Consider the following 21892-nt stretch of genomic DNA (forward strand, 5'->3'; position numbering starts at 1 on the left):
AGCGTTCGTCCTGAGCCAGGATCAAACTCTCCAACAATGAACAGTTTAATCGAGGCAAAATACTTGCTCTCAAAGGAACCTCATACGAGGTTCAATACATAAGCTCTACTGGCTTAGTTCACTAGCACACTGTTGAGTTCTCAAGCAACACACTCTGGACTAACCACCTTATCGGCGGTTATATCCTCGGCAGTTGTTCCAAGCGATATTCAGAGCTTTTGGTCGAGCATGCCTCAGCCTACGATGCTAGTCGTAGGGATTCGGCGGCCGCTCGTGGGCCGACGCTGAACATTACCCGGTCCGATCCGCGGTGTCAACCCGCTCGGCCCGGCCGGATCTTCGGGGCTTGCGGCCCCGGGGCGACCCGGTGTTCCTGGCGACGAAGAGAAGATTACATGCCCTGAAACCGGTCCCGAACAGGGGGGTCACTTAACGCCAATACCGCAGGTCAGAGCGTGTTCATCGACCCGCGGCCGGCACCGTCGCCAAGTAGCTCGGCGGGACCCGCGCCGGAACCACCCGCGAGAAGTCCGCGGCGAGCGCCAGCATCCGGGCGTCCGACCACCGGGCGCCCATGAACGAAATGCCCACCGGGAGCGGTCCGGCGAACCCCGCGGGCACGGTGACGTCCGGATACCCCGCGACCGCGGCCGGGGTCGACGACGGGATGACGTCGTTGTCCCCCACCGCGCAGTCGGTCTTCCACGCCGGCGGGTTCGTCGGCGACACGATCGCGTCGAGGCGGTACTTCGCCAGCGTCTCGTCGAGGGACCGGCGGGCCAGGTCCGACAGCTCCGCGCGGCCGGCGAGGTATCCCGGGTCGGTCGGCGGCGGCGCGGCCAGCGCCTGCTCGAACAGCTCCTGGCCGGCGAAGCACGTCCGCTCCAGCGGGTCGGCGCGGTTGTAGGCGATGAGCTCGGCCAGGTTCCGCGGGCCGCGGGGACGCGTCGCGAGGTAGGCGTCGATGTCGCGGTGGAACTCCGTGAGCAGCGCCGGGAACTCCAGCTCACCAAGCCGCGCTTGGTACGGCGGAGTCACCTCGACCACGGTCGCACCGGCCTTGACCAGGGCGTTCCGCGCGGACGTCATGACGGCGTCGGTCGACGAGCCGAGCACGGGCAGCCGCCACAGCCCGATCCGCGCGCCGCGCAGGACGCCCGGCCGGAGCAGCTTCGCGTAGTCCGTCGGCTGGGTGCGCGGGTACTGCAGGGTCGCCGGGTCCGCGGGATCCCTCCCCTGCAGGACCGACAGCGTCAGCGCGACGTCGACGACGTTGCGGGCGATCGGGCCCGCCGTGTCCTGCTCGGCCGAAATCGGCACCACGCCGGTGCGGCTGACCAGGCCGAGGCTCGGTTTGTGCCCGACCGTGGCGGTCATCCCCGCGGGGCAGACGATCGAGCCGTCGGTCTCGGAGCCGATCGCGACCTGGGCCAGCGACGCGGCGACGCCGGCCGCGGACCCGGCGGACGACCCGCACGGGTTGCGGTCCAGCACGTACGGGTTGTTCGTCTGGCCACCGACGCCCGACCAGCCGGACGTCGGCTTCGCGGCGCGGAAGTTCGCCCACTCCGAGAGGTTCGCCTTGCCGAGGATCACCGCGCCGGCGTCACGCAACCGGGTGATCAACGTGGCGTCTTTCGCCGGGTAGCTGCGGAGGGCCCGCGATCCCGCGGTTGTCCACTGGTCGCGCGTGTCGACGTTGTCCTTGACCAGCACCGGGATGCCGTCGAGCGGGCCGCGCAGGTGGTGCGCCCGACGTCGGGCATCACTGGCGGCGGCCTGGCTCAAGGCCGCCGGGTTCAGCGCCAGGACCGCGTTGACCTTGCCGTCGATGCGGTGGATCCGGTCGAGATAAGTGCTGGTCAGGTTCACCGCGGTGAGCCGGCCGGACGCCATCCGCGCCTGCAGCGAAGGGATGTCGGCCGCGTCGAGGTCGAACTTCGACGACGCGGACGCGACCGGCGCCGTCGGGACGAGCACGAGTGCGGCGGCCAGGATCGCGAGGAACACCGGCCGCCGCCTCATCAGAGCACCGGCAACAGGGTGCGGAGCTCGTACGGGGTGACCGCGCTGCGGTAGTTGTCCCATTCCACCCGCTTGTTTCGGAGGAAGAAGTCGTAGACGTGCTCGCCGAGGGCTTCCGGCAGGAGCTCGGACTTCTCCATCTCGGCCAGCGCCTCCCCCAGGTTCTGGGGCAACTGCGCGTAACCGGCGGCGCGCCGCTCGGAGTCGCTCAGCTGCCAGATGTTGTCCTCGGCGGGTGGCGGCAGCTCGTAACCCTTCTCGATCCCCTTGAGCCCGGCGGCGAGGATGACCGAGTACGCGAGATACGGGTTGCACGCCGAGTCCAGCGTACGGATCTCCACCCGTCGGGATGACGCCTTTCCGGGTGAATACATCGGGACGCGGACGAGCGCGGACCGGTTCGCGCGGCCCCACGAAACCGTCGTCGGCGCCTCGCTTCCGCTGATCAGGCGCTTGTAGGAGTTCACCCACTGGTTGGTGACCGCGGAGATCTCCTTGGCGTGGTGCAGCAGGCCGGCGACGAACGCCTTGCCGGTTTCGGACAGCTCGTGCGGGTCCTCGGCGTCGTAGAAGGCGTTGCGATCACCCTCGAAGAGGCTGATGTGGGTGTGCATCCCGGAGCCGGGCTGGTTCGTGAACGGCTTCGGCATGAACGTCGCGCGCACGCCCTGGGTCAGCGCGACCTCCTTGACAACGTAACGGAACGTCATCACGTTGTCGGCCATCGTCAGCGCGTCGGCGTAGCGGAGGTCGATCTCCTGCTGGCCCGGCGCGCCCTCGTGGTGGCTGAACTCGACCGAGATGCCCATCGCCTCGAGCGTCTCGATCGCGTGCCGGCGGAAGTGCGTCGCCGTCGCGTGGCTGGCCTGGTCGAAGTAGCCGCCGTTGTCCGCGGGCTCCGGCTCGCTGCCGTCCTCGGGCAGGGTCGCGAGGAGGAAGAATTCGATCTCCGGGTGGACGTAGCAGGTGAAACCCGCTTCACCCGCCTTCGACAGCTGGCGCCGCAGGACGTGCCGCGGGTCGGCCCACGACGGCGAGCCGTCCGGCATCGCGATGTCGCAGAACATGCGGGCCGAGTACGGGCTGCCGTCGGGGGTCTCCCAGGGCAGGACCTGGAACGTGGCCGGGTCCGGTTTGGCCACCATGTCGGATTCGTAGACCCGCGCGAACCCTTCGATGGCCGAACCGTCGAAGCCGATTCCCTCGGTGAAAGCGCCTTCGAGCTCGGCCGGGGCGACCGCGACGGACTTGAGGAACCCCAGCACATCGGTGAACCAGAGACGAACAAAACGGATGTCGCGCTCCTCGAGCGTGCGGAGCACGAATTCCTGCTGGCGATCCATGGCCGCACCCTAACGACAGCGTGTTAACGGGATGTTTCACGACGCGCCGAGGGTGACCAAGTCACGCCGTGAGCACCGAAACGGGCTTCTTCGCGCGCTTGATCGCCAGCGACGCCACCGATGCGAGCACCGCCAGGACCGCCGCCGAATACCAGGCCAGGTTGTAGTTGCCCAGCTGGTCACGGACCAGGCCCGCGGCCGATGCCGCGAACGCCGCGCCCAGCTGGTGGCAGGCGAAGACCCAGCCGAACACGATCGGGCCCGCGTCGCCGAATGCCCGGACGCAGAGGGCGACCGTCGGCGGGACCGTGGCCACCCAGTCGAGGCCGTAGAACAGGATGAACGCCCACATGCTCGGCTGCACCGAGTTCGTGAACAGCTGCGGCAGCAGCGCCAGCGAGAGGCCGCGCAGGGCGTAGTACACCCCGAGCAGGATCCGCGGGTCGACGCGGTCGGTGAGCCAGCCGGAGAAGATCGTGCCGACCACGTCGAAGACGCCGACCAGGGCGAGCAGGCCCGCCGCCGTCGTCTGGGGCATGCCGTGGTCGTGCGCGGCCGGGACGAAGTGGGTGCCGACCAGGCCGTTCGTCGTCGCTCCGCAGATCGCGAAGCCGACCGCCAGCAGCCAGAACGTGCGGGTGCGAGCCGCCTGACCCAGTACCGAAAGCGCGCGGCGGGCCGAGCCGGTCTTCGACGCCGGGCGCTCGACCACCGTGTCGGCGGGTGCGCCGTAGGCCGTCGTGCCGACGTCGGCGGGGTGGTCGCGGATCACCAGCAGGACCACCGGGACGACCGCGAGCGCGGCGATCGCGATCACCAGCGACGCCGTCCGCCAGCCGGAACCGACCGCGAGGTTCGCGATCAGCGGCAGGAAGATCAGCTGGCCGGTGGCGCCCGCCGCGGTCAGCACGCCGGTCACCACCCCGCGGCTGCGGACGAACCACCGGGCCGCCACGGTCGCGGCGAAGCTCATCGCCATCGAGCCGGTGCCCGCGCCGATCAGCACCCCCCAGCACAGCACCAGCTGCCAGCTCGCGGTCATGAACACCGTGCCGGCCGCGCCGAGGGCGATGACGAACAACGCCGTCGCCGAGACGCGGCGGATGCCGAACCGCTCCATCAGCGCGGCCGCGAAGGGCGCGAAGAGGCCGTAGAGCACGAGGTTGACCGAGACGGCCGAGCTGATCGTGGCCGTCGACCAGCCGAACTCCTGGTGCAGCGGGTCGATGAGGACACCGGGGGCGGACCGGAAGCCGGCGGAGGCGAGCAGCGCGACGAACGCGGCGCCGGCGATCAGCCAGGCGCGGTGCAGCTTCGGGGCAGGGCGGGTCTCAACAGTCACAAGAGGCAGTTTCGCCGCGCACGCGTGACGGGGAAAGTGGCCTGAAGGACATCGTCCGCAAGGATCAGGCCACGACTAGGCTCGGAGGATGTCGCGCTTCGCCCTCCTGCTCGTGCTCCTGCTGACGGCCGGCTGCACCGGATCGCCGGACACACGGGGGCCGTTCCCGGCGGGCGCCGAGCTGGTCCGCGACGCGGCGACGTCGTTCGCCTCGGTGCGGAGCGTGCACTTCGCGGCGGGGGTCAACGGCGTGCTGCCGGGCTTCCCGCTCCGGCAGATCGAAGGCGACGCGACCCTCGACGCCGGCGGGGCCGCGACCGGCACGGCCGACGTCCAGGAGGGCGACGGGCACACCAAGTTCCGCTTCACCGTCCGGGACGGCGAAGTCACCACCGACCCTGACATCGCGCGCGGCCGGATCCCGGCGATGTACGACGTCGGGAAGTTCCTCGGCCCGGCCGCCGGGCTGAAACGCCTGCTCGACGGCGTCACCGACACGAAGACCGAGGGCCGGGAGAACGTCGACGGCGCCGCCGCGCTGCGGGTCGGCGGCCGGGTGCCCGCGGCTGTCGCGCACGGCGTGCTGCCGCAGATCCACGACGACGTCATCGTCAAGGTCTGGGTCTCGGCGGAGGGCCCACGGCGGTTCGCCCGGCTGTGGGTGCAGGTCCCACCGGCCGGCGACCACCTCAGCCCGGTGATGTTCGAACTGTCCCTGACCAGGCAGAACGAGACCGCCGACCTCGGTTAGCAGCGGGTGTCGGCGGCGGTCCCGTCGATCAGGTACGCGATGCCCGCGCGGTCGACGCACGGGTTGCCGTCGAGGAAGACCGTGTGCTGGACACCCTCGTAGGTGAGCAGGGCACTGCCGAGGTCCTTCGCGAGGTCGACGCCCTGCTGGTACGGCGTCGCCGGGTCGTGCGTCGTCGAGACGACCAGGGTCTTCGGCAGCCCTTCGACCCGCGGGACGTGCTCGGCCGACGTCGGCGGGACCGGCCAGGTCGAGCAGATGTCCAGCTCGCTCGTGTCGGGCGTGCCGCCGGCCAGGAAGGGCGCGCCGGCCAGCATCTTCTCGTGCGCGCGGTCGATCGTGGCCCGGTCGGTGACGCGGGTGTGGTCGACGCAGCGGACGGCGAAGTACGCGTCGATCGCGCCGCTGTACTGGCCGTCGCGGTCACGTTGGTAGTAGTCGTCGGCGAAGGCCAGCAGCGTGCGGCCGTTGCCCTGGGCCACCTGCTCGAGCGCGGCTTTCAGGGCGGGCCAGTCGCCGCGTGAGTAGAGCCCGGCGAACGTGCCCGTGATCGCGTCCTCGAACGACAGCTTCCGCGTCCCGGCCGGGAGCGGCTTCGTGACCAGCGGACGCGCCAGCCGCTGGAGCCCCTCGGTGCCGCCGGTCAGCGGGCACGAGCACCACTTGGTGAACTCGTTCAGCGCGTCCTGGAAGCCCGCGGCCTGCGTGACCAGCGAATCCACCAGGCCCTGGGCCGGGTCGATCGCGCCGTCGAGCAGCAGCGCGCGGACGTTGCGCGGATACGCCTCGGCGTAGGCCGCGCCGATCTGCGTCCCGTACGAATAGCCGAGGTAGGTCAGCTTCTCGTCGCCGAGCGCGGCGCGAAGGACGTCGAGGTCGCGTACGACGTCTCGCGTGCCGACGTTCGCGAGGAACTCCTTGCCGTACTTCGTCGCTTCGACGCACTTCGCGCCGTACGCGGTCGTCTCGGCGAGCTGCTTCTTCACCCCTTCGGGCGACATATCGCTTTCGACGTCGGACGCGCGGTCCGCGTCCTGTTCGGCACCGGTGCGACAGGTGATCCGCGGCTCGCTCGTGCCGACGCCGCGCGGGTCGAAACCGACCAGGTCGAAGCGGTCGAGCAGGGGCGCGGCGGCAGGCGACTTCGCGAGTGACGCGGCCGTCGCCGTCCCCCAGCCGCCCGGTCCACCCGGGTCGACGACCAGCGAGCCGATGCGCTGCTTCGTGGCCTTGTGCCGCCGAAGCCCGACCGTGACGGTCTTGCCGTCCGGCACCGCGTAGTCCAGCGGAACGGTCAGGCGCGCGCAGTCCAAAGCCTCGCCGCAGGGACTCCACGGGAGCTTCTGCGAGGTGAACTTCCCCAGGTCGGGAGGGCGCGGCGACGGCACGGGCGCCGGAGCACTCGTGCACGCCGCCAGCAGCACCGCCAGCGCGGCGACGCCTACTGCCCGGCGCACCGCGTCCCCTCCGGCGGCACCGTGCCGTCGACGAGGTAGTCCGTGCCCGCCTGGTCCACGCACTTCACGCCCTGCAGGAACACCGTGTGCTGCGTGCCCTCGAAGGTGAGCAGCGCGCCCTTCAGACCCTTCGCGAGGTTGACGCCGGCCTGGTACGGCGTCGCCGGGTCGTTGGTCGTCGAGATGACCAGCGTCTTCGCCAGGCCTTCGACGTTCGGCACGTGCGGCTGCGAGGTGTTCGGCACCGGCCAGAACGCGCACGCGTCGCGCGCCGCCGAAGCCGGGCGGCCGTCGTCGAGGAACGGCGCCACCTTCACGTACTCCTCCTGCGCCTTGAGGATGACGGCCGGGTCGGTGACGCGCGGGTCGTCGACGCAGCGGATCGCGGTGAAGGCGTCCTGGGTGGTGCCGTACTTGCCGGTGGAGTCACGCTCGTTGTAGATGTCGGCGAGCTTCTCCAGCGTCGCGCCGCGCTGCTGCTTCAGCTCGTTGAGGCCCGAGTTCAGCGGCTCCCAGAGACTCTGCTGGTAGAGCGCCTGGATGACACCGGTGGTCGCGTCCTCGTAGGAGAGCTTGCGGCCGTCGCCGACCGGGACCGGGAAGTCGATCAGCGGCCGGACGAGCTCCTGGAACGCCTTGACCGCGGCGCCGGCGTCCTGGCCGAGCGCGCAGTCCTGCTGACCGGCACACCACTTGGCAAACTGCGTGAACGCCGTCCCGAAGCCCTGGCCCTGCGCGACGAGCGACTCGACCGCGTCCTGCTCCGGGTCGACCGCGCCGTCGAGGATCATCGCGCGCACGTTCTTCGGGAACGCCTCGGCGTAGGTCGAGCCGATCCGGGTGCCGTAGGAGTACCCGAGGTAGGTCAGCTTCTCGTCGCCGAGGACCGAGCGCAGGACGTCCAGGTCCTTCGCGACGTCCCGGGTGCCGAGGTTGGCCAGCATGCCGGTGCCGTCGTCGGTGCGCTGGGCGCACTTCGCGGCGAAGTCCTTCTCCTGCGCTTCCTGCTTGAGGACACCCTGGGGCGAGCCGTCGGTCTCGCTGTCGTCGGCGCGGTCGGCGTCCCGCTCGGAGTCGGTCAGGCAGCGGATGGCCGGCCGGCTCGCGCCGACCCCCCGCGGGTCGAACCCGACGAGGTCGAAGCGCTTGGCCAGGCCGGCGCTGGTGGCCGGCTTGACCAGCCCGGCGGCCGCGACCATGCCCGACGCGCCCGGGCCGCCCGGGTTGACGACCAGCGACCCGATCCGGGAGCCCTCGTCCGACGCCTTGTGCCGGAGCAGGCCCAGCGTGACGGTGTCGCCGGCCGGCTTGGCGTAGTCCAGCGGCACGGTCAGCCGGGCGCACTGGAGGTCTTTCGCCTGGAACGCCGACCGCGCGTCTTCCGACGTCGCGTAAGGTGCGCACTCGGCCCAGGTCAGGCTCTGGCCGTAGAACCGTTCCAGCCCAGCGGGCACCGGCCCGGACGGCTGGTGCGATTCGGTCGTCGGCGCGGGCGGCGTGGTGTCGCCGGTGGACGTGCACGCGGTCAGCGAGGCCGCTAGCAGCACGGATGTCGCAATTGCGGTGATCGGGCGACTACCGGACCTGGCGCTGGGATGAGGGAACACGGTTGGATCGTCCCATCCGGCCGCGGAACTCGAACGCACCACCGCCACGTTGGGTGGGGCAGGCCGGTCGAGCGAGAGAGAACGGGAGACCAGGGGTGGCAGCACTGATCAGCCGGGTGGGCAAGCGGCTCCGCCGGATCATCCAGCGGCCGGGCAGCGTCGAGCTGACCCGCTACGAAGCACTGCTGCCCGCAGTCGAGAAGCTCGAACCCGAGCTCGAGAAGCTCTCCGACGAGGAGCTGACCGAGCGGGCGGGCAAGCTCCGCGAGACGCTGAAGGACACCGCCTTCGGCGACAACCAGCTGATCGAGGTGTGCGCGCTGGGCCGCGAGGCCGCGCGGCGCGCACTCGGCGAGCGCGCGTTCGACGTGCAGGTGCTGGGCACGATGGGCCTGCTGACCAAGCACGTCGTGCAGATGGAGACCGGTGAGGGCAAGACGCTCGCGGGCGCGCTGGCGGCGGCCGGGTACGCGATCCGCGGAAAGCGCGTTCACGTCGTCACCGTCAACGACTACCTGGCCCGGCGCGACGCGGAGTGGATGGGCCCGGTCTACGCCCTCCTCGGCGTGACGGTCGGCTGGGTCGAGCCCGCGCACTCGCGCGAAGAGCGTCGCGAGGCGTACGGCAAGGACGTCACGTACGGCGCCGTCGCCGAAATCGGCTTCGACGTCCTGCGCGACCGGCTCGTGACGGCGGTCGACGACCTCGTCCAGCCGGACCCCGAGGTCGCGATCGTCGACGAGGCGGACTCGGTGCTGGTCGACGAGGCCCGCGTCCCGCTGGTGATGGCCGGTTCGATCGACCACACCGACGCCGACGAAGAGGTCGCGAAGGTCGTCCGGCGGCTGCGGCTCAACCTGCACTACGAAACCGACAGCGAGGGCCGCAACGCCTGGCTGACCGACGCCGGCGCGTCCGTGGTCGCGAAGTCGCTCGGCCTGGAGGTCGACGACCTCTACGGCGAGACGGCTTCGGACCGGCTGCCCGCGGTGAACGTCGCCCTGCACGCGCACGCGCTGCTCACCCGCGACGTCGACTACCTGGTCCGCGACGGCAAGGTGCAGCTCATCAACGCGGCCCGCGGCCGGGTCGCCGAGCTGCAGCGCTGGCCGGACGGCCTCCAGGCGGCCGTCGAGGCGAAGGAGCAGGTCACCGCGACCGACCGCGGCGAGATCCTGGACTCGATCACCGTCCAGGCGCTGCTCGCGCGCTACCCCGAGGTGGCCGGCATGACCGGTACCGCGGTCGCCGTCGCCGAGCAGCTGCGCGAGTTCTACGAGCTCGAGGTCGCGGTCATCCCGCCGAACACCCCGAACGTCCGCGAAGACCTCGAAGACCGCGTCTTCGCGTCGCCGTCGCAGAAGCTGCGGGCGATCGAAGAGGAGATCCGCACGGTCCACGAGACCGGGCGGCCGATCCTCGTCGGCACCCAGGACGTCGCCGAGTCCGAAGAGCTGGCCGAGAAGCTGGCGAAGGTCGACCTCGAGTGCGTCGTGCTCAACGCGCGCAACGACGCCCAAGAGGCCGCGATCATCGCCGAGGCCGGCAAGAAGGGCGCGGTCACCGTGTCCACACAGATGGCCGGCCGCGGCACGGACATCCGGCTGGGCGGCACCGACGGCGCGACCCGCGACGAGGTCGTCGAGCTGGGCGGGCTGCACGTCATCGGCACCGCGCGGTACCCGTCGAGCCGCCTCGACGGCCAGCTGCGCGGGCGATCCGGCCGCCAGGGCGACCCGGGCAGCGCGATCTTCTTCGCGAGCCTGAACGACGAGCTCGTGCTGTCGAACGCGCCGGACGTGCCCGAGGGCATCACCGACGACGAAGAGACCGGCGAGATCGTCGACAACGCGGCGTTGCGGCAGCTCAACCACGCCCAGCGCGTCGCCGAGGGTGTCGACCTGGAGATCCACCGCAACACCTGGCGCTACACGCGGCTGATCGAGCGGCAGCGGCGTGACCTGCTGACCCACCGCGACAAGGTGCTTCGCACCGGGTATGCGGCGGAGCAGCTCGAGAAGGCGCACCCGGAGAAGTTCGGCGAGCTGAAGGAAAAGCTCGACGACCAGGAGAAGCTGGAACAGATGTGCCGCGAGGTGCTGCTGTTCCACGTCGACCAGCTCTGGTCCGACCACCTGGCGTACCTGACCGACGTCCGCGAGAGCATCCACCTGCGCGCGCTGGCGCGGGAGACCCCGCTCGACGAGTTCCACCGCGCGGCGATCCCGGAGTTCCACAAGATCATCGCCGAGGCGGACTCGCGCGCGGCGAAGACCCTCGAAGAGGCCGAGCTGACCGACGAGGGCATCGACCTCGGCGAGGCCGGCGTCCGGCGGGCGAACACGACGTGGACCTACCTGGTGCACGACAACCCGTTCGACTCCGACTTCGAGCAGACCATCAAGAAGGTCCGGAGCATGATCAAGCGCAAGTAGCGTTCGGCGGTCGAGGCCCCCGTCCGGTTCGCCGGGCGGGGGCCGTTCGATTTCGCCCACATTCGCTCGGCTGCCCGGGTGGCCGTGGGACAGAATGGCGGCATGCCGCAACTGCGCATCGCGCTCGCCCAGGTCAACCCCACCGTCGGTGACCTCGACGGCAACGCCGACCTGCACGTCGCCTGGACGCGCCGGGCCGCCGAAGCCGGCGCCCACGTCGTCGTTTTCCCCGAGATGTCCCTGACCGGCTACCCCGTCGAAGACCTCTCGCTGCGCAAGACCTTCGCCGCCGCTTCCCGGCAGGGTGTCGAGTCGCTGGCGCGCCGCCTCGACGAGGCCGGCTGCGGGGACGTGCTGACCTACATCGGCTACCTCGACCTCGACGAGACCGGCTCGCGCGACGCGGCCGCGGCGCTCTACCGCGGTGAGGTCGTCGCGCGGCAGTTCAAGCACCACCTGCCCAACTACGGCGTCTTCGACGAGCACCGCTGGTTCAAGCCGGGCACCACGCTCGACGTCGTCCGGCTGCACGGGCTCGACATCGGCATGGTCGTCTGCGAGGACATCTGGCAGGAGGGCGGCCCGATCACCGCGCTCGGGCACGCCGGGGTCGACCTCGTCGTGGCCCCGAACGCGTCGCCGTACGAGCGCTCGAAGGACGAGCAGCGGCTGCCGCTCATCGCGCGCCGCGCCGCCGAAGCGGGCGCGCCGCTGGTCTACACCAACCAGGTCGGCGGTCAGGACGACCTGGTGTTCGACGGCGACTCTCTCGTCGTCGGCGCGGACGGGACGCTGCTGGCGCGGGCGCCGCAGTTCGTCGAGCACCTGCTGGTGCTGGACATGGACCTCCCGAAGAGCGCGTACGCGGGCGACGGTTCGTACGAGGGCCTGCAGGTCACGCGGCGTGTACTCGGCGAAGAGCCGCTGCCGGCGTACGAGCCGACGGCCGAGCCGGTGATCAGCGAGCCGCTATCGGACGAGGCCGAGGTGTGGTCGGCGCTGGTCGTCGGACTGCGGGACTACGTGCACAAGAACGGCTTCTCGTCGGTGACGTTCGGGTTCTCCGGCGGCATCGACTCGGCGGTCTGCGCGTCGCTGGCAGCGGACGCGCTGGGCGGCGACAACGTCTACGGCGTCTCGATGCCGTCGAAGTACTCCTCGGGGCACTCGAAGGACGACGCCGAGGACCTCGCACGCCGGATCGGGGCGCACTACCGCGTCGAGCCGGTCGAGGACATGGTCCGGGTGTACGTCGAGCAGCTGTCGCTGACGGGGCTCGCCGAGGAGAACATCCAGGCGCGGACGCGGGGCATGCTCCTCATGGCACTGTCCAACCTGGACGGTCACCTCGTGCTCGCGACCGGCAACAAGACCGAGCTCGCCGTCGGGTACTCGACGATCTACGGGGACGCGGTCGGCGCGTTCGCCCCGATCAAGGACGTCTTCAAGACGCACGTCTGGCAGCTCGCGCGGTGGCGCAACGCCGAAGCCGTGAAGCGCGGTGAGACGCCGCCGATCCCCGAGAACTCGATCTCGAAGCCGCCGTCGGCCGAGCTGCGGCCGGGCCAGATGGACTCCGACTCGCTGCCGGACTACGCGCTGCTCGACGACATCCTCGACGACTACGTCGAGGGCGACCGCGGGTACGCGGACCTCGTCTCCGCCGGGTTCGAGCCGGAGACCATCGACCGGGTGGTGCGGATGGTCGACAAGGCCGAGTACAAGCGGCGCCAGTACCCGCCGGGCACGAAGATCACGTTCAAGGCGTTCGGCCGTGACCGGCGGCTCCCGATGACCAACCTGTGGCGCGAGGGCAAGGCCTAGCTCAACGCGACCTGGCGGCCTTCCTGCGACCGGAGGGCCGCCGTCAAGCTCGCCTTTTCGGTGCGGCGGACCAGGAACTCCAGGCCGAGCGCGTCCATCGCCGTCTGGACCGACGCCGGGTCCGGGTGGGTGCCGGTGACCATCAGCAGCGGGATCGACGGCAGGCCGCGGGTGGTCGGGTGCGGTGTGGTCCCCCAGTCGATGAGGAACGGGCGGAGCGTGCCCGGGGCGCTCGGCGGGGTCAGCCGCCAGCGCAGGAGCTCGCCATCGGCGGTCTCGCGGGACATCTCCCGCGCGTCACCCGGGTCGAAGCCGTGGGCTTTCGCCTGCTCGATGGTGGCGTCGAGGTCCGTGGTGCGCACCGCCCACGCGACCAGCGCGGGCTCGGTGAGATCGTCGATGCCGAAGGGGCGCGGGTTTTCCGGCTCGGGTTGCGCCGGGTCCGGGCCGATCACCTCCAGGTACATCCCCGCGCCGAGGTCGGCGAGGTGGTTGGCGGTCCCGAGACCGACGTGGCTGCCGCCCGGCGCGGGCGTGACTCCGGTGAGTTCGGTGACGCGGGCGACGGCCTCGGCGAGGTCCGGTCCGGCGTAGACGAGGTGATCGAGCACGGCGCCATCATCCCGCGCCGACCGCGGTCGCCGCATCGACCATTCCGTGGCCGTAGTAGGTCGTGCCTTGGTTCGTCGCCTGGCACACGGTGTCGGGGCATGGGAGCGGCGACGCCGTCTCGTAGAGCGCGCGCTTGATCCGCTCGGCGCTCCAGCGCGGGTGCTCACTCGCGATCAGCGCGGCGACGCCGCTCGCGTGCGGCGCGGCCATCGACGTCCCGCTCGCCGAGCGGTATTCGCCGTTCGGCCAGGTCGACCAGACGCGCGCGCCGGGCGCCGCGACGCTGATCCGCGTCGCCGAGTAGTTGGAGAAGCTCGCCTTCAGCGACTTTTCGTCGAGCGCGCCGGTGCCGACGACCCCGGGCAGCTCGTGCGGCAGGCGGGTGCACGTCGGGTCGATGCGGCGTTCGACCGGGGTGCTGTCGGCCGGGCTCTCGGTGTCGACCGAACGGGTGTCGAGGTTGATCCCGGCGTTGCCGGCGGACGCGACGACGAGGACGTTGCGACGCTGGGCGTAGGCGACCGCGCGGCCGACGGCGAGCTTGGCCGCGGCCTGGTCCGGCTGGTCGTCGCAGTTGTAGCGCCACGGGATCGAGCGGTAGCTGTTGTTGGTGATCGCGAAGCCGTGTTCGGCCGCCCAGACGAAGCCGCAGACCATGCTTTCGGCCGTCTCGGTGTCGTCGAGCTCGGCGAGCTTCACCGCGGCGATGCGGGTGCCGGGCGCGACGCCGAGCACGCCGGATCCGTTGCGGGCCGCGGCGATCGTGCCCGCGACGTGCGTGCCGTGGCCGTCGAGCGTCGGCCGCCACGCGCCGGGACTGCGGTCGGCCCAGCCGGCGAGGCAGGACACGGAGTCCTTCGCGTCGAAGGCCGGTTTCAGGTCCGGGTGGGTGTCGTCGACGCCGACGTCGAGCACACCGACGACGGTGCGCCGGCTGCCTTCGGTGACCTGGTGCGCTTCGGGCAGGCGCAGCGCCGGGACGTCCCACGCGGTGCCCTCGGGCGGGACCTGGCCGGAGTTCGGCGAGCTCGGGCCGGTGTAGCGGACGTCCTTGCGAGGCGCGAAGAACTCCTTCGGGATCTTCGCGGTGCGCGTCGCCCCGACGGCGTCGATGCCCGGGGTCTTGCGGACCTTCGCGGCGAAGTCGTCCTTCGCCGTGTACGCGACGACGACGCCGATCTGCGGGTAGCTCGCGACTACGGTGCCGCCGGCTCGGTGGACGGTCAGTTCGGCCCACCACGTGTTGTGCGCGACGACGACGTGCGGCATCACGAGCTGGTCGGCCGTCGCCGCCGCGGGGGTTGTGGTGAGGCCGAGCAGCACCGCCACCACCAGCATCACGCGTCGCACCTGACGGCCTCCTCGAACTCGACAAACCACCCAAACCGAACCTAGCGATCCAGCGGATCCGCGGCACCCCTCTTCAGTCGTAGGCTGAACGCATGACAACGGGGTTCACGGTGTTCGACACGGCGATCGGGCCGTGCGGGCTGGCGTGGCGGGACGACGTCCTCATCGGGACGTCGCTGCCCGACGGAGGCGCCGCCGGGATGCGCGCCCGGCTGGCCGGACGGTTCCCGGACGCCGTCGAAGGCCCGCCGCCCGCACCGGTCCGGGCGGCGGTCGACGGGATCGTCGCGCTGCTGAACGGCGCGCGGGACGACCTGACGTCGATCCGGCTGGACCTTTCGGGCGTGCCGGAGTTCAACCGCCGGGCGTACGAGATCGCGCGGGCCATCCCGCCCGGCAAGACCCTGACCTACGGCGACATCGCGCACCGGCTGGGTCTGCCCGGGTCGGCGCAGGCCGTCGGGCAGGCCATGGGGAACAACCCGTTCCCGATCGTCGTGCCGTGCCACCGGGTCATGGCGGCCGGCGGCAAGGACGGCGGGTTCTCGGCCCGCGGCGGGGTCGCGACCAAGCGCCGGATGCTCGTGATCGAAGGCGCGCTGGCGGACGAGCCGACCCTGTTCTGACCGGTTCGGTCGTGCGGGAAGGGTCGACACGCGTGACTGGAGGGTCGACACGCGTGACTGGAGGGTCGACACGGCCCGGCGGGACGGACCGCCGGGCCGGCACGGACGACACGCGTACCCAGGCGGACGACACGCGTGCCTGGATGGACGACACGGGTGGTCAGGCGGGCTGGGTTTCCGGGGTCCAGGGTTTGACCCACGGGGTCTCCGGCCAGCCTTCGGCCGCCGCCATCAGGGGGATCGCCGTGCCGCCGTCGACGTGCTCGCGGATGATGTCCGCGTGGCCCGCGTGGCGCGCGGTCTCCTCGATCAGGTGCAGCAGCACCCAGCGGACCGACCACGCCTCGACGTCCTGCGGGTACCAGGGCACCCCCTTCGGGACCGGGACCGGGCGGCCGAGATCGTCGATCCGGCCGATGACCTCGGCGGTGCGGGCCGCGACCTCGTCGTAGCGCGCGAGCACGCTCTCCAGTGTCTCCTCGGGACCCAGCCGGTAGCCCGCCTGGTACGCCGCCATACCTTCGCCGAACGGCTTCTGCGGCAGCTGCAGGATGATGTCGAGCCAGCCGTCCTCGGTCGTCGCGACGTGCTTGACCAGCCCGCCCACCGAGAGCGCGCTCTTCGTCGGCGTGCGTCTCGCCTGATCGTCCGTGAGCCCGTGTGCGGCCAGCTTGAGGACATAGCGCTGCTGCTCCAGGAACCGCAGCAGCCCGTCACGCTCGTCGGCCACCGGAGGCACGTTTCCCGCCATCAAGACCATCTCCTTCGAGTCCGTTTCCGGAATCGTGCCACCCGCCACCGACATTTCCGGCGGAAACGGCCAAGAGCAGCGCGGCGGCGATCGCGAGCGCCCCGCGGGCGCCCGTCCACGCCGCCAGCGGGCCGGCCAGTGCCGTGCCCGCCGGGGTCAGCCCGAACCCGGCCAGGGACTGGTACGCCGAGACCCGCGACAGCCGGTCGTGGCGCACGTGCTGCCGCAGCAGCGTCATCAGCCCGACGCCGAACACCTCGACGCCCACGCCGGCCAGTCCTGCCGCGAGGCACACGAGGAAGACCGGGGCGCCGCACGTCATCGCGACCAGGGGCGCGGCCGTGAGCGCGCCCCCGCCGACCGCCCAGCGGCGCGACGGCGTCCAGGTCAGCAGCAGGAGGCCGCCCAGCACCATGCCGGTCGCGTCGCAGGCCATGATCAGCCCCCACGCGGCCGCGTCGGCCGCCACGACCGGGCCGAGCACCAGCTCGTACGCCCCGACGGCCAGCGCGTTGACCGCCGCGAACTGGACGACCATCGGCGCCAGCCAGCGGTGCGACCGGAACTCGGTCCAGCCCTCGCGCAGCTCGCGCAGCACCCCGGTCCGGGCGCTGAACGTGCCTTCGATCCGGATCGCCAGCCCGAGCACAACGGCCACGACGAACGTGAGCGCGTCCGCCACCAGCGTCCAGCCGGGCCCGGTGGCCGCGACCACCAGCCCGCCGAGGGACGCGCCGCCGATCTGGGCCAGGTTCAGGGCCAGCCGGAACGCGGCGAACGCGCGCGGCCCCTCCTCCCAGCTCAGGTCGCGCAACAGCAGGCCCTGCGCGGCCGGCCTAGCGAACGCCGTCGCGACGCCGGTCAACGCGGCCGCGACCGCGACGTGCGCGAGCCGCGCCTGGCCGGTCAGGACCGCCACCCCGAGCCCGGCCTGGACCACCGCCGACCCGACGCTCGTGCCGACCAGCACACGGTTGCGCGGCCACCGGTCGGCGACCACCCCGCCGACCAGGAAGAACGCCAGCGCCGGCACGAGCCCGCAGACGCCGACCACCCCGACGTCCCCCGCTGAACCACCCATCCCCAGCACCGCGAAGACCACCGCGACCTGGGCGCCCGCGGTGCCCAGGGCCGAGATCGTCACCCCCGTGGTGTGCAGCACGAACGTCCGGTTCCGCCACAACGACACAGTTCCCCCAGAGTTAGATGCAAAGTAGTTAGTATCAATTTCGTCTATATACTTTGCGGGTAGAGTCGGAGGTGTGTCAACCGAGAACATCCCCACCGGCGCGGAGCTGGCCGACGCGCTGCGGCGCATCACCCACGTCCTGCGCCGGTACGCGGGCGCGCCCTACGCCCGGCGCGGCTGGCCGACGGCCCAGGTCCAGCTGCTGCTGATGGTCGACCTGCTCGGCGACCGGCCGCGGATGGGCGAGGTCAAACGCCGCCTCGGGGTGACCGGCCGCGCGATCACCTCAGCGGTCGACGCGCTGGAGCGGGACGGCCTGCTGCGGCGTGAACCCGACCCGACCGACCGGCGCGCGAGCCTGCTGGCCGTCACCGACGCCGGCCGCGCGCGGCTGACGGAGATCGAGCGGATCCAGCACGGGCACGCCGACGACACGTTCAGCGTGCTCGACCCGGCCGAGCGCAAGACCTTGCTGGAGCTGCTCAGCCGCCTCGAGGCGCATGTCGGGGCGCAGGCTTGATGAAGGCGTACGCCCCGCCTACGCCGTAGAGGGCGGCGCGCACCACCTGCTGAACGCGCGTTACCACGCCTTCGGCCGTGTCCAGCTGCCGCGCGAGCACCACGGCGGCCCAGGTGAGCAGCACGACGACGAGCCCGGCGACGGCGAGCGCCCGCCAGCCCGGCGGCCACCACAGGATCAGGCTGACCACGCCGACGGTGAGCACCACGGTCGCCAGCGACGACAGCAGCCCGCTCTGCCCGGGATAGGCGACCTGCAGCAACGCGACGGCGCCGAACCCGCTCACCGAGATCGAGCTGAGCCGCGCCGTCCAGTGGACCGGGCCGAGCCGGTTCAGCGGCGGCCCGGCGAGCACGAACGCGACCCCCGAGACGGCGAGCAGCACGCGGAACACCGGCGGGCCGGTCAGCAGCGCCTCGACCGGGTCGTGCACCGGCGAGACGCCCGTCGGGAGGAAGAACTCCAGCAGCCATCCCGAATACGCCAGCACGGCCAGTCCCATGAGGAGGGCCGAGGCGATCCGAGCCGTGCGCACGAGGCACACAGTAAGCGACCCCCGGCGTCCTGGCGGTGTGACGCCGGCCGGGTCGACTGACTCGTTACGCGTGCGGACGGACGAAGGGGAACAGGACCGTCTGGCGGATCGAGGCTCCGGTGAGCATCATGAGCAGCCGGTCGACGCCCAGGCCGAGGCCGCCGGTCGGCGGCATCCCGTGCTCCAGGGCCAGCAGGAAGTCCTCGTCCAGCTCCATCGCCTCGACGTCGCCGCTGGCCGCGCGCAGGGACTGCGCCTCCAGCCGCCGCCGCTGCTCGATCGGGTCGGTCAGCTCGGTGTAGGCCGTGCCGACCTCGGAGCCGAACGCGATGAGGTCCCACCGCTCGGCCAGCAGCGGGTCGGTGCGGTGCTGGCGGGTCAGTGGCGAGACGTCCGTCGGGTAGTCCGTGTAGAACGTCGGCAGCACGGTCGAGCCTTCGACGAGGTGCTCGTGGGCCTTGAGCACGAGGTCGCCGTGGCTCGGGTTCTCCCCCACCGGCACGCCCGCGGCGACGCACAGCCGGCGCAGCTCGGCCACGGAGGTGCCCGAGTCGATCCGCTCGCCCAGCGCCGCGGAGACGGCTTCGTGGACCGGGACGACCGGCCAGTCGCCGGAGATGTCGTGCTCGACGAGCTTTCCGGCCGCGTCGGGCCGGCGCACGACCTGGGCGCCGTACGCCGCTTCGGCCGCGTGCTGGATGAGCTCGCGGGTCAGGACGCGCATCGAGTCGTAGTCGGCGTAGGCCTGGTACGCCTCGAGCATCGTGAACTCGGGGTTGTGCGTCGCGTCGACACCTTCGTTGCGGAAGTTGCGGTTGAGCTCGAAGACCCGCTCGACGCCGGCGACGCACAGCCGCTTGAGGTAGAGCTCGGGCGCGATCCGCAGGTACATCCGCATGTCGTAGGCGTTGATGTGCGTGACGAACGGGCGGGCGTTGGCGCCGCCGTGCACCGTCTGCAGCATCGGCGTCTCGACCTCGAGGTAGTCGGCGTGGTGCAGCCGGTCGCGCACCGCGCGGACGACGGTGGAGCGCAGCCGCAGCATCGCCGTCGAATCCGGGTTGACGGCGAGGTCGAGGTAGCGCTGCCGCACCCGCGTCTCCGGGTCGGTGAGGCCCTTCCGCTTGTCCGGCAAGGGATGCAGGCACTTCGCGGTGACCGTCCACTCGTCGACGAGCACCGAGAGCTCGCCGCGCTTCGACGTCACGACCTGGCCGCTGACCCCGACGTGGTCACCGAGGTCGACGCCGGTCCGCCAGCCGGTGAGGTCCAGCTGGCCCGCGTCCAGCATCAGCTGGATCTCGCCGCTGAAGTCCTTGACGCGGGCGAAGCACAGCCCGCCGAGGATGCGCATCGCCAGCACCCGCCCGGCGATGCGGACGCGGTGGCCGGTGGCGGTGTCCGGGGCCAGTGCGCCGAACTTCGCGACGACATCGCCGATGTGGTCGTCGCGGCGGAAGCCGACCGGGTACGGGTCGATGCCGGACTCGCGCAGCTTGGCGAGCTTCGCGATGCGGACGCGGACCTGCTCGGGCCGCCGCACCGCCCGCGCGGCCGGGGTGGCCGCAGAGGCCTCGATCTCCTTGACGCGCGCGACGAACTCGTCGCCGACCGTCTCCAGCCGCAGCGACCGCGACCGTCCGGTCGGGACGAACCCCTCGAGCGCGCCCGCGACGATGCCGACCCGCGGGAGCCGCCGGGCCGAGGAGTAGCAGAGGAACCGCGGCTCCCAGTCCGGCCCGTACTTGGCGTTCGACCGGTACAGCGACTCCAGCTGGAAGAACCGCGAAGCGAGGCTCAGGACCCCGCGCCAGGCCCGCAGCACCGGCCCCGCGCCGATCCGCTCGCCTTCGGAGAACACCGCGCGGAACATCGCGAAGTTCAGCGAGATCCGCTGCGCGCCGAGGTGCTGCGCGGCCGCGACGACCTCGGCGATCATGTACTCGTTGAGGCCGTTCTCGGCGTCGCGGTCGCGGCGCATGAGGTCGAGCGAAAGCCCCCGCCGGCCCCACGGGACGAACGACAGCAGCCCGCGCAGCTCACCCCGGGCGTCGTAGGCCTCGACCATCACGCTGCGGCCGTCACTCGCGTCGCCGAGGCGGCCCAGCGCCATCGAGAACCCGCGTTCGGTCTCGGCGCCGCGCCAGGCCTGGGCCCGCGCGAGGAGCTCGGTCATCTCCGCGTCGGGGATCTCGCCGTGCCGGCGGACCTGCGAGGTGTAGCCGGCACGCTCGATGCGTTTGACGGCCTGGCGCACGGACCGCCGCTCGGGCCCGGCGAGGCTGAACTCGCGGACGTCGAGCACCGCCTCGTCGCCGATCTCCAGAGCGCGCAGGCCGGCGTCGGTGTAGACCTTCGCGCCGGCCTCGCTGGCGCCGAGCACCCCCGGTGTCCAGCCGTAGGTGCGCGTCTCGTCGAGCCACGCGCGGACGGCGTCCGGCCACGACTCGGGGTCGCCGACCGGGTCGGCGCTCGCCACGCTGGTGCCGCCGAGCACGCGGTACGTCACGGCCGCGCGGCCGTTCGGCGAGAAGACGACGCTCTTGTCGCGCCGGGTCGCGAAGTAGCCGAGCGAGTCGTCCTCGCCGTGCTCGGCGAGCAGCTGACGCACCCGCAGCTCCTCGTCGTCCGTGCGCAGGCGGCGGCTGCGCACCCCGCGGAAGAGCATGTAGAGGGCCCCGGCGGCGACGAGCGTCGCGGTGAGGTCGATGAGCGCGTCCAGCCAGCCCGGCCCCTCGCCGACGCCGATCCGGCGCAGCTGCAGGTTCTCACCGGTGGCGTGGTTCACGACCCAGGCGAAGCGCTCCCACGTGTCGCCGAGGTGGCCGGGGAAGGCCTCCGCCAGCCCCCAGCCGACCAGGATGACCACGGCGAACCCGCCGAACAGCATGGTCAGGCCGTCGCGCCAGGCGCTCGGCGCGAGCCGGGCCGGGAAGGCCGGGCGCAGCGCGAGCAGGAACACGATCAGCCCGACCGACAGCACGTCGGCCGCGGTGAGGGCCCAGAGCTGCACCGGGATGTGCCGGACCTGCCGCGACCCGAGCGAGAGCAGCTCGGGTGACCACAGCAGCGTCGCCTGCAGGGCCAGCGTGAGCAGCAGCCCGCCGACCTGGAACAGCACCAGCGTGTACAGCGCGGCCTTCTTGCGACGGCGCAGCGCGGCCCCCAGCACGACCAGCAGCAGCACCATGACCAGGCTCGCGCTGGTCGGCACGCTGAGGCTGGAGAACGCCATGTCGATGCCGTTGAGCAAGCGTCCGTGCGCGCCGCCGGCGAACAGCAGGACCACGGAGAACACCGCGGCCAGCTGGACCACGGTCGCGACGACGCCGCCCGCCTTCGCCTTCCAGGGCCGAACGCGCGGACGCGTGCTCGCGAGGTTTCCCATGGTTGGTTTTGTCGCCTTTCGCGGCCGGTCGATGGTCATGCCTCTTCTTGACGTCAGTGAACACAGGTTGGTTGTCCCCGGTCATCAACCTGAAGGCTGACGGCGGCTCCTCCCCGAGGGTGTGAAGCTTGTCGCAC

General features: G+C 71.5%; 16 protein-coding genes. 5 read left to right on the plus strand and 11 right to left on the minus strand.

All coding sequences use genetic code 11. The features are described 5' to 3' along the window. Positions 1-459: 459 nt before the first annotated feature. The 3 genes from ACZ63E_RS09090 to ACZ63E_RS09100 form a co-directional block, all read right to left on the minus strand. Positions 460-2025 (minus strand): amidase, encoded by a 1566-nt coding sequence (locus tag ACZ63E_RS09090; RefSeq protein ID WP_465335525.1) that lies wholly within the window; start codon positions 2023-2025, stop codon positions 460-462. Continuing rightward, a complete protein-coding gene (glnA, locus tag ACZ63E_RS09095) occupies positions 2025-3368 on the minus strand; it encodes a type I glutamate--ammonia ligase (protein ID WP_465335526.1) in 1344 nt (447 codons plus the stop codon). The genes ACZ63E_RS09090 and glnA overlap by 1 nt, the downstream gene beginning before the upstream one ends. Positions 3369-3429: 61 nt before the next feature. Beyond that, positions 3430-4710 (minus strand): MFS transporter, encoded by a 1281-nt coding sequence (locus ACZ63E_RS09100; protein ID WP_465302806.1) that lies wholly within the window; start codon positions 4708-4710, stop codon positions 3430-3432. A gap of 88 nt (positions 4711-4798) precedes the next feature. Here ACZ63E_RS09100 and ACZ63E_RS09105 point away from each other — a divergent pair, with 88 nt between their 5' ends. After that, a complete protein-coding gene (locus tag ACZ63E_RS09105; RefSeq protein ID WP_465335527.1) occupies positions 4799-5461 on the plus strand; it encodes an LppX_LprAFG lipoprotein in 663 nt (220 codons plus the stop codon). Here the strand turns inward: ACZ63E_RS09105 and ACZ63E_RS09110 are convergent. After that, on the minus strand, positions 5458-6918 hold the full coding sequence (locus tag ACZ63E_RS09110; RefSeq protein WP_465335528.1) for an alpha/beta hydrolase: 1461 nt from the start codon (positions 6916-6918) through the stop codon (positions 5458-5460). The two genes, ACZ63E_RS09105 and ACZ63E_RS09110, sit on opposite strands and share 4 nt — an antisense overlap. Further along, positions 6903-8465 carry an alpha/beta hydrolase gene (locus ACZ63E_RS09115; RefSeq protein ID WP_465335529.1) on the minus strand — a complete coding sequence of 521 codons (1563 nt, stop codon included), beginning with the start codon at positions 8463-8465 and terminating at the stop codon, positions 6903-6905. Before ACZ63E_RS09115 ends, ACZ63E_RS09110 begins: the two co-directional genes overlap by 16 nt. 155 nt (positions 8466-8620) lie before the next feature. Here ACZ63E_RS09115 and secA2 point away from each other — a divergent pair, with 155 nt between their 5' ends. Beyond that, a complete protein-coding gene (secA2, locus tag ACZ63E_RS09120) occupies positions 8621-10960 on the plus strand; it encodes an accessory Sec system translocase SecA2 (RefSeq protein ID WP_465335530.1) in 2340 nt (779 codons plus the stop codon). A 102-nt stretch (positions 10961-11062) separates the two neighbouring features. Then, positions 11063-12784 (plus strand): NAD+ synthase, encoded by a 1722-nt coding sequence (locus ACZ63E_RS09125; protein ID WP_465335531.1) that lies wholly within the window; start codon positions 11063-11065, stop codon positions 12782-12784. Here ACZ63E_RS09125 and ACZ63E_RS09130 read toward each other — a convergent pair. Both ACZ63E_RS09130 and ACZ63E_RS09135 read right to left on the minus strand, forming a co-directional pair. After that, positions 12781-13395, minus strand: a complete 615-nt coding sequence (locus ACZ63E_RS09130; RefSeq protein ID WP_465335532.1) for a VOC family protein — start codon at positions 13393-13395, stop codon at positions 12781-12783. The two genes, ACZ63E_RS09125 and ACZ63E_RS09130, sit on opposite strands and share 4 nt — an antisense overlap. A gap of 7 nt (positions 13396-13402) precedes the next feature. Further along, positions 13403-14746, minus strand: a complete 1344-nt coding sequence (locus ACZ63E_RS09135) for a S8 family peptidase (protein ID WP_465335533.1) — start codon at positions 14744-14746, stop codon at positions 13403-13405. 92 nt (positions 14747-14838) lie between these two features. Here ACZ63E_RS09135 and ACZ63E_RS09140 point away from each other — a divergent pair, with 92 nt between their 5' ends. Continuing rightward, entirely contained in the window at positions 14839-15372 is a 534-nt protein-coding gene (locus tag ACZ63E_RS09140; RefSeq protein WP_465335534.1) for a methylated-DNA--[protein]-cysteine S-methyltransferase, read from the plus strand. Positions 15373-15532: 160 nt separating this feature from the next. On the opposite strand, the gene ACZ63E_RS09145 is transcribed toward ACZ63E_RS09140, so the two are convergent. Then, a complete protein-coding gene (locus ACZ63E_RS09145) occupies positions 15533-16123 on the minus strand; it encodes a DinB family protein (RefSeq protein ID WP_465335535.1) in 591 nt (196 codons plus the stop codon). After that, the gene (locus ACZ63E_RS09150; RefSeq protein ID WP_465335536.1) at positions 16086-17312 is read right to left on the minus strand and encodes an MFS transporter; all 1227 of its coding nucleotides are present in this window, start codon (positions 17310-17312) and stop codon (positions 16086-16088) included. The genes ACZ63E_RS09145 and ACZ63E_RS09150 overlap by 38 nt, the downstream gene beginning before the upstream one ends. A 73-nt stretch (positions 17313-17385) precedes the next feature. Here ACZ63E_RS09150 and ACZ63E_RS09155 point away from each other — a divergent pair, with 73 nt between their 5' ends. Next, entirely contained in the window at positions 17386-17832 is a 447-nt protein-coding gene (locus ACZ63E_RS09155; RefSeq protein ID WP_465302828.1) for a MarR family winged helix-turn-helix transcriptional regulator, read from the plus strand. Here ACZ63E_RS09155 and ACZ63E_RS09160 read toward each other — a convergent pair. Together ACZ63E_RS09160 and lysX are read right to left on the minus strand one after the other, a co-directional pair. Next, positions 17795-18367, minus strand: a complete 573-nt coding sequence (locus ACZ63E_RS09160; RefSeq protein ID WP_465335537.1) for a hypothetical protein — start codon at positions 18365-18367, stop codon at positions 17795-17797. The genes ACZ63E_RS09155 and ACZ63E_RS09160 overlap by 38 nt on opposite strands. Positions 18368-18431: 64 nt before the next feature. After that, positions 18432-21755: a bifunctional lysylphosphatidylglycerol synthetase/lysine--tRNA ligase LysX gene (gene lysX / locus ACZ63E_RS09165; protein WP_465335538.1), complete on the minus strand. Its 3324-nt coding sequence runs from the start codon at positions 21753-21755 to the stop codon at positions 18432-18434. Between the last annotated feature and the right edge of the window lie 137 nt (positions 21756-21892).

This window comes from Amycolatopsis sp. NPDC104819, assembly GCF_055583145.1.

Coding starts and splice junctions, on each gene's coding strand:
- glnA (WP_465335526.1), bottom strand. CDS start 3,368: ATGGATCGCCAGCAGGAATTCGTGCTCCGCACGCTCGAGGAGCGCGAC.
- lysX (WP_465335538.1), bottom strand. CDS start 21,755: ATGGGAAACCTCGCGAGCACGCGTCCGCGCGTTCGGCCCTGGAAGGCG.
- ACZ63E_RS09145 (WP_465335535.1), bottom strand. CDS start 16,123: ATGGCGGGAAACGTGCCTCCGGTGGCCGACGAGCGTGACGGGCTGCTG.
- ACZ63E_RS09125 (WP_465335531.1), top strand. CDS start 11,063: ATGCCGCAACTGCGCATCGCGCTCGCCCAGGTCAACCCCACCGTCGGT.
- ACZ63E_RS09140 (WP_465335534.1), top strand. CDS start 14,839: ATGACAACGGGGTTCACGGTGTTCGACACGGCGATCGGGCCGTGCGGG.
- ACZ63E_RS09090 (WP_465335525.1), bottom strand. CDS start 2,025: ATGAGGCGGCGGCCGGTGTTCCTCGCGATCCTGGCCGCCGCACTCGTG.
- ACZ63E_RS09105 (WP_465335527.1), top strand. CDS start 4,799: ATGTCGCGCTTCGCCCTCCTGCTCGTGCTCCTGCTGACGGCCGGCTGC.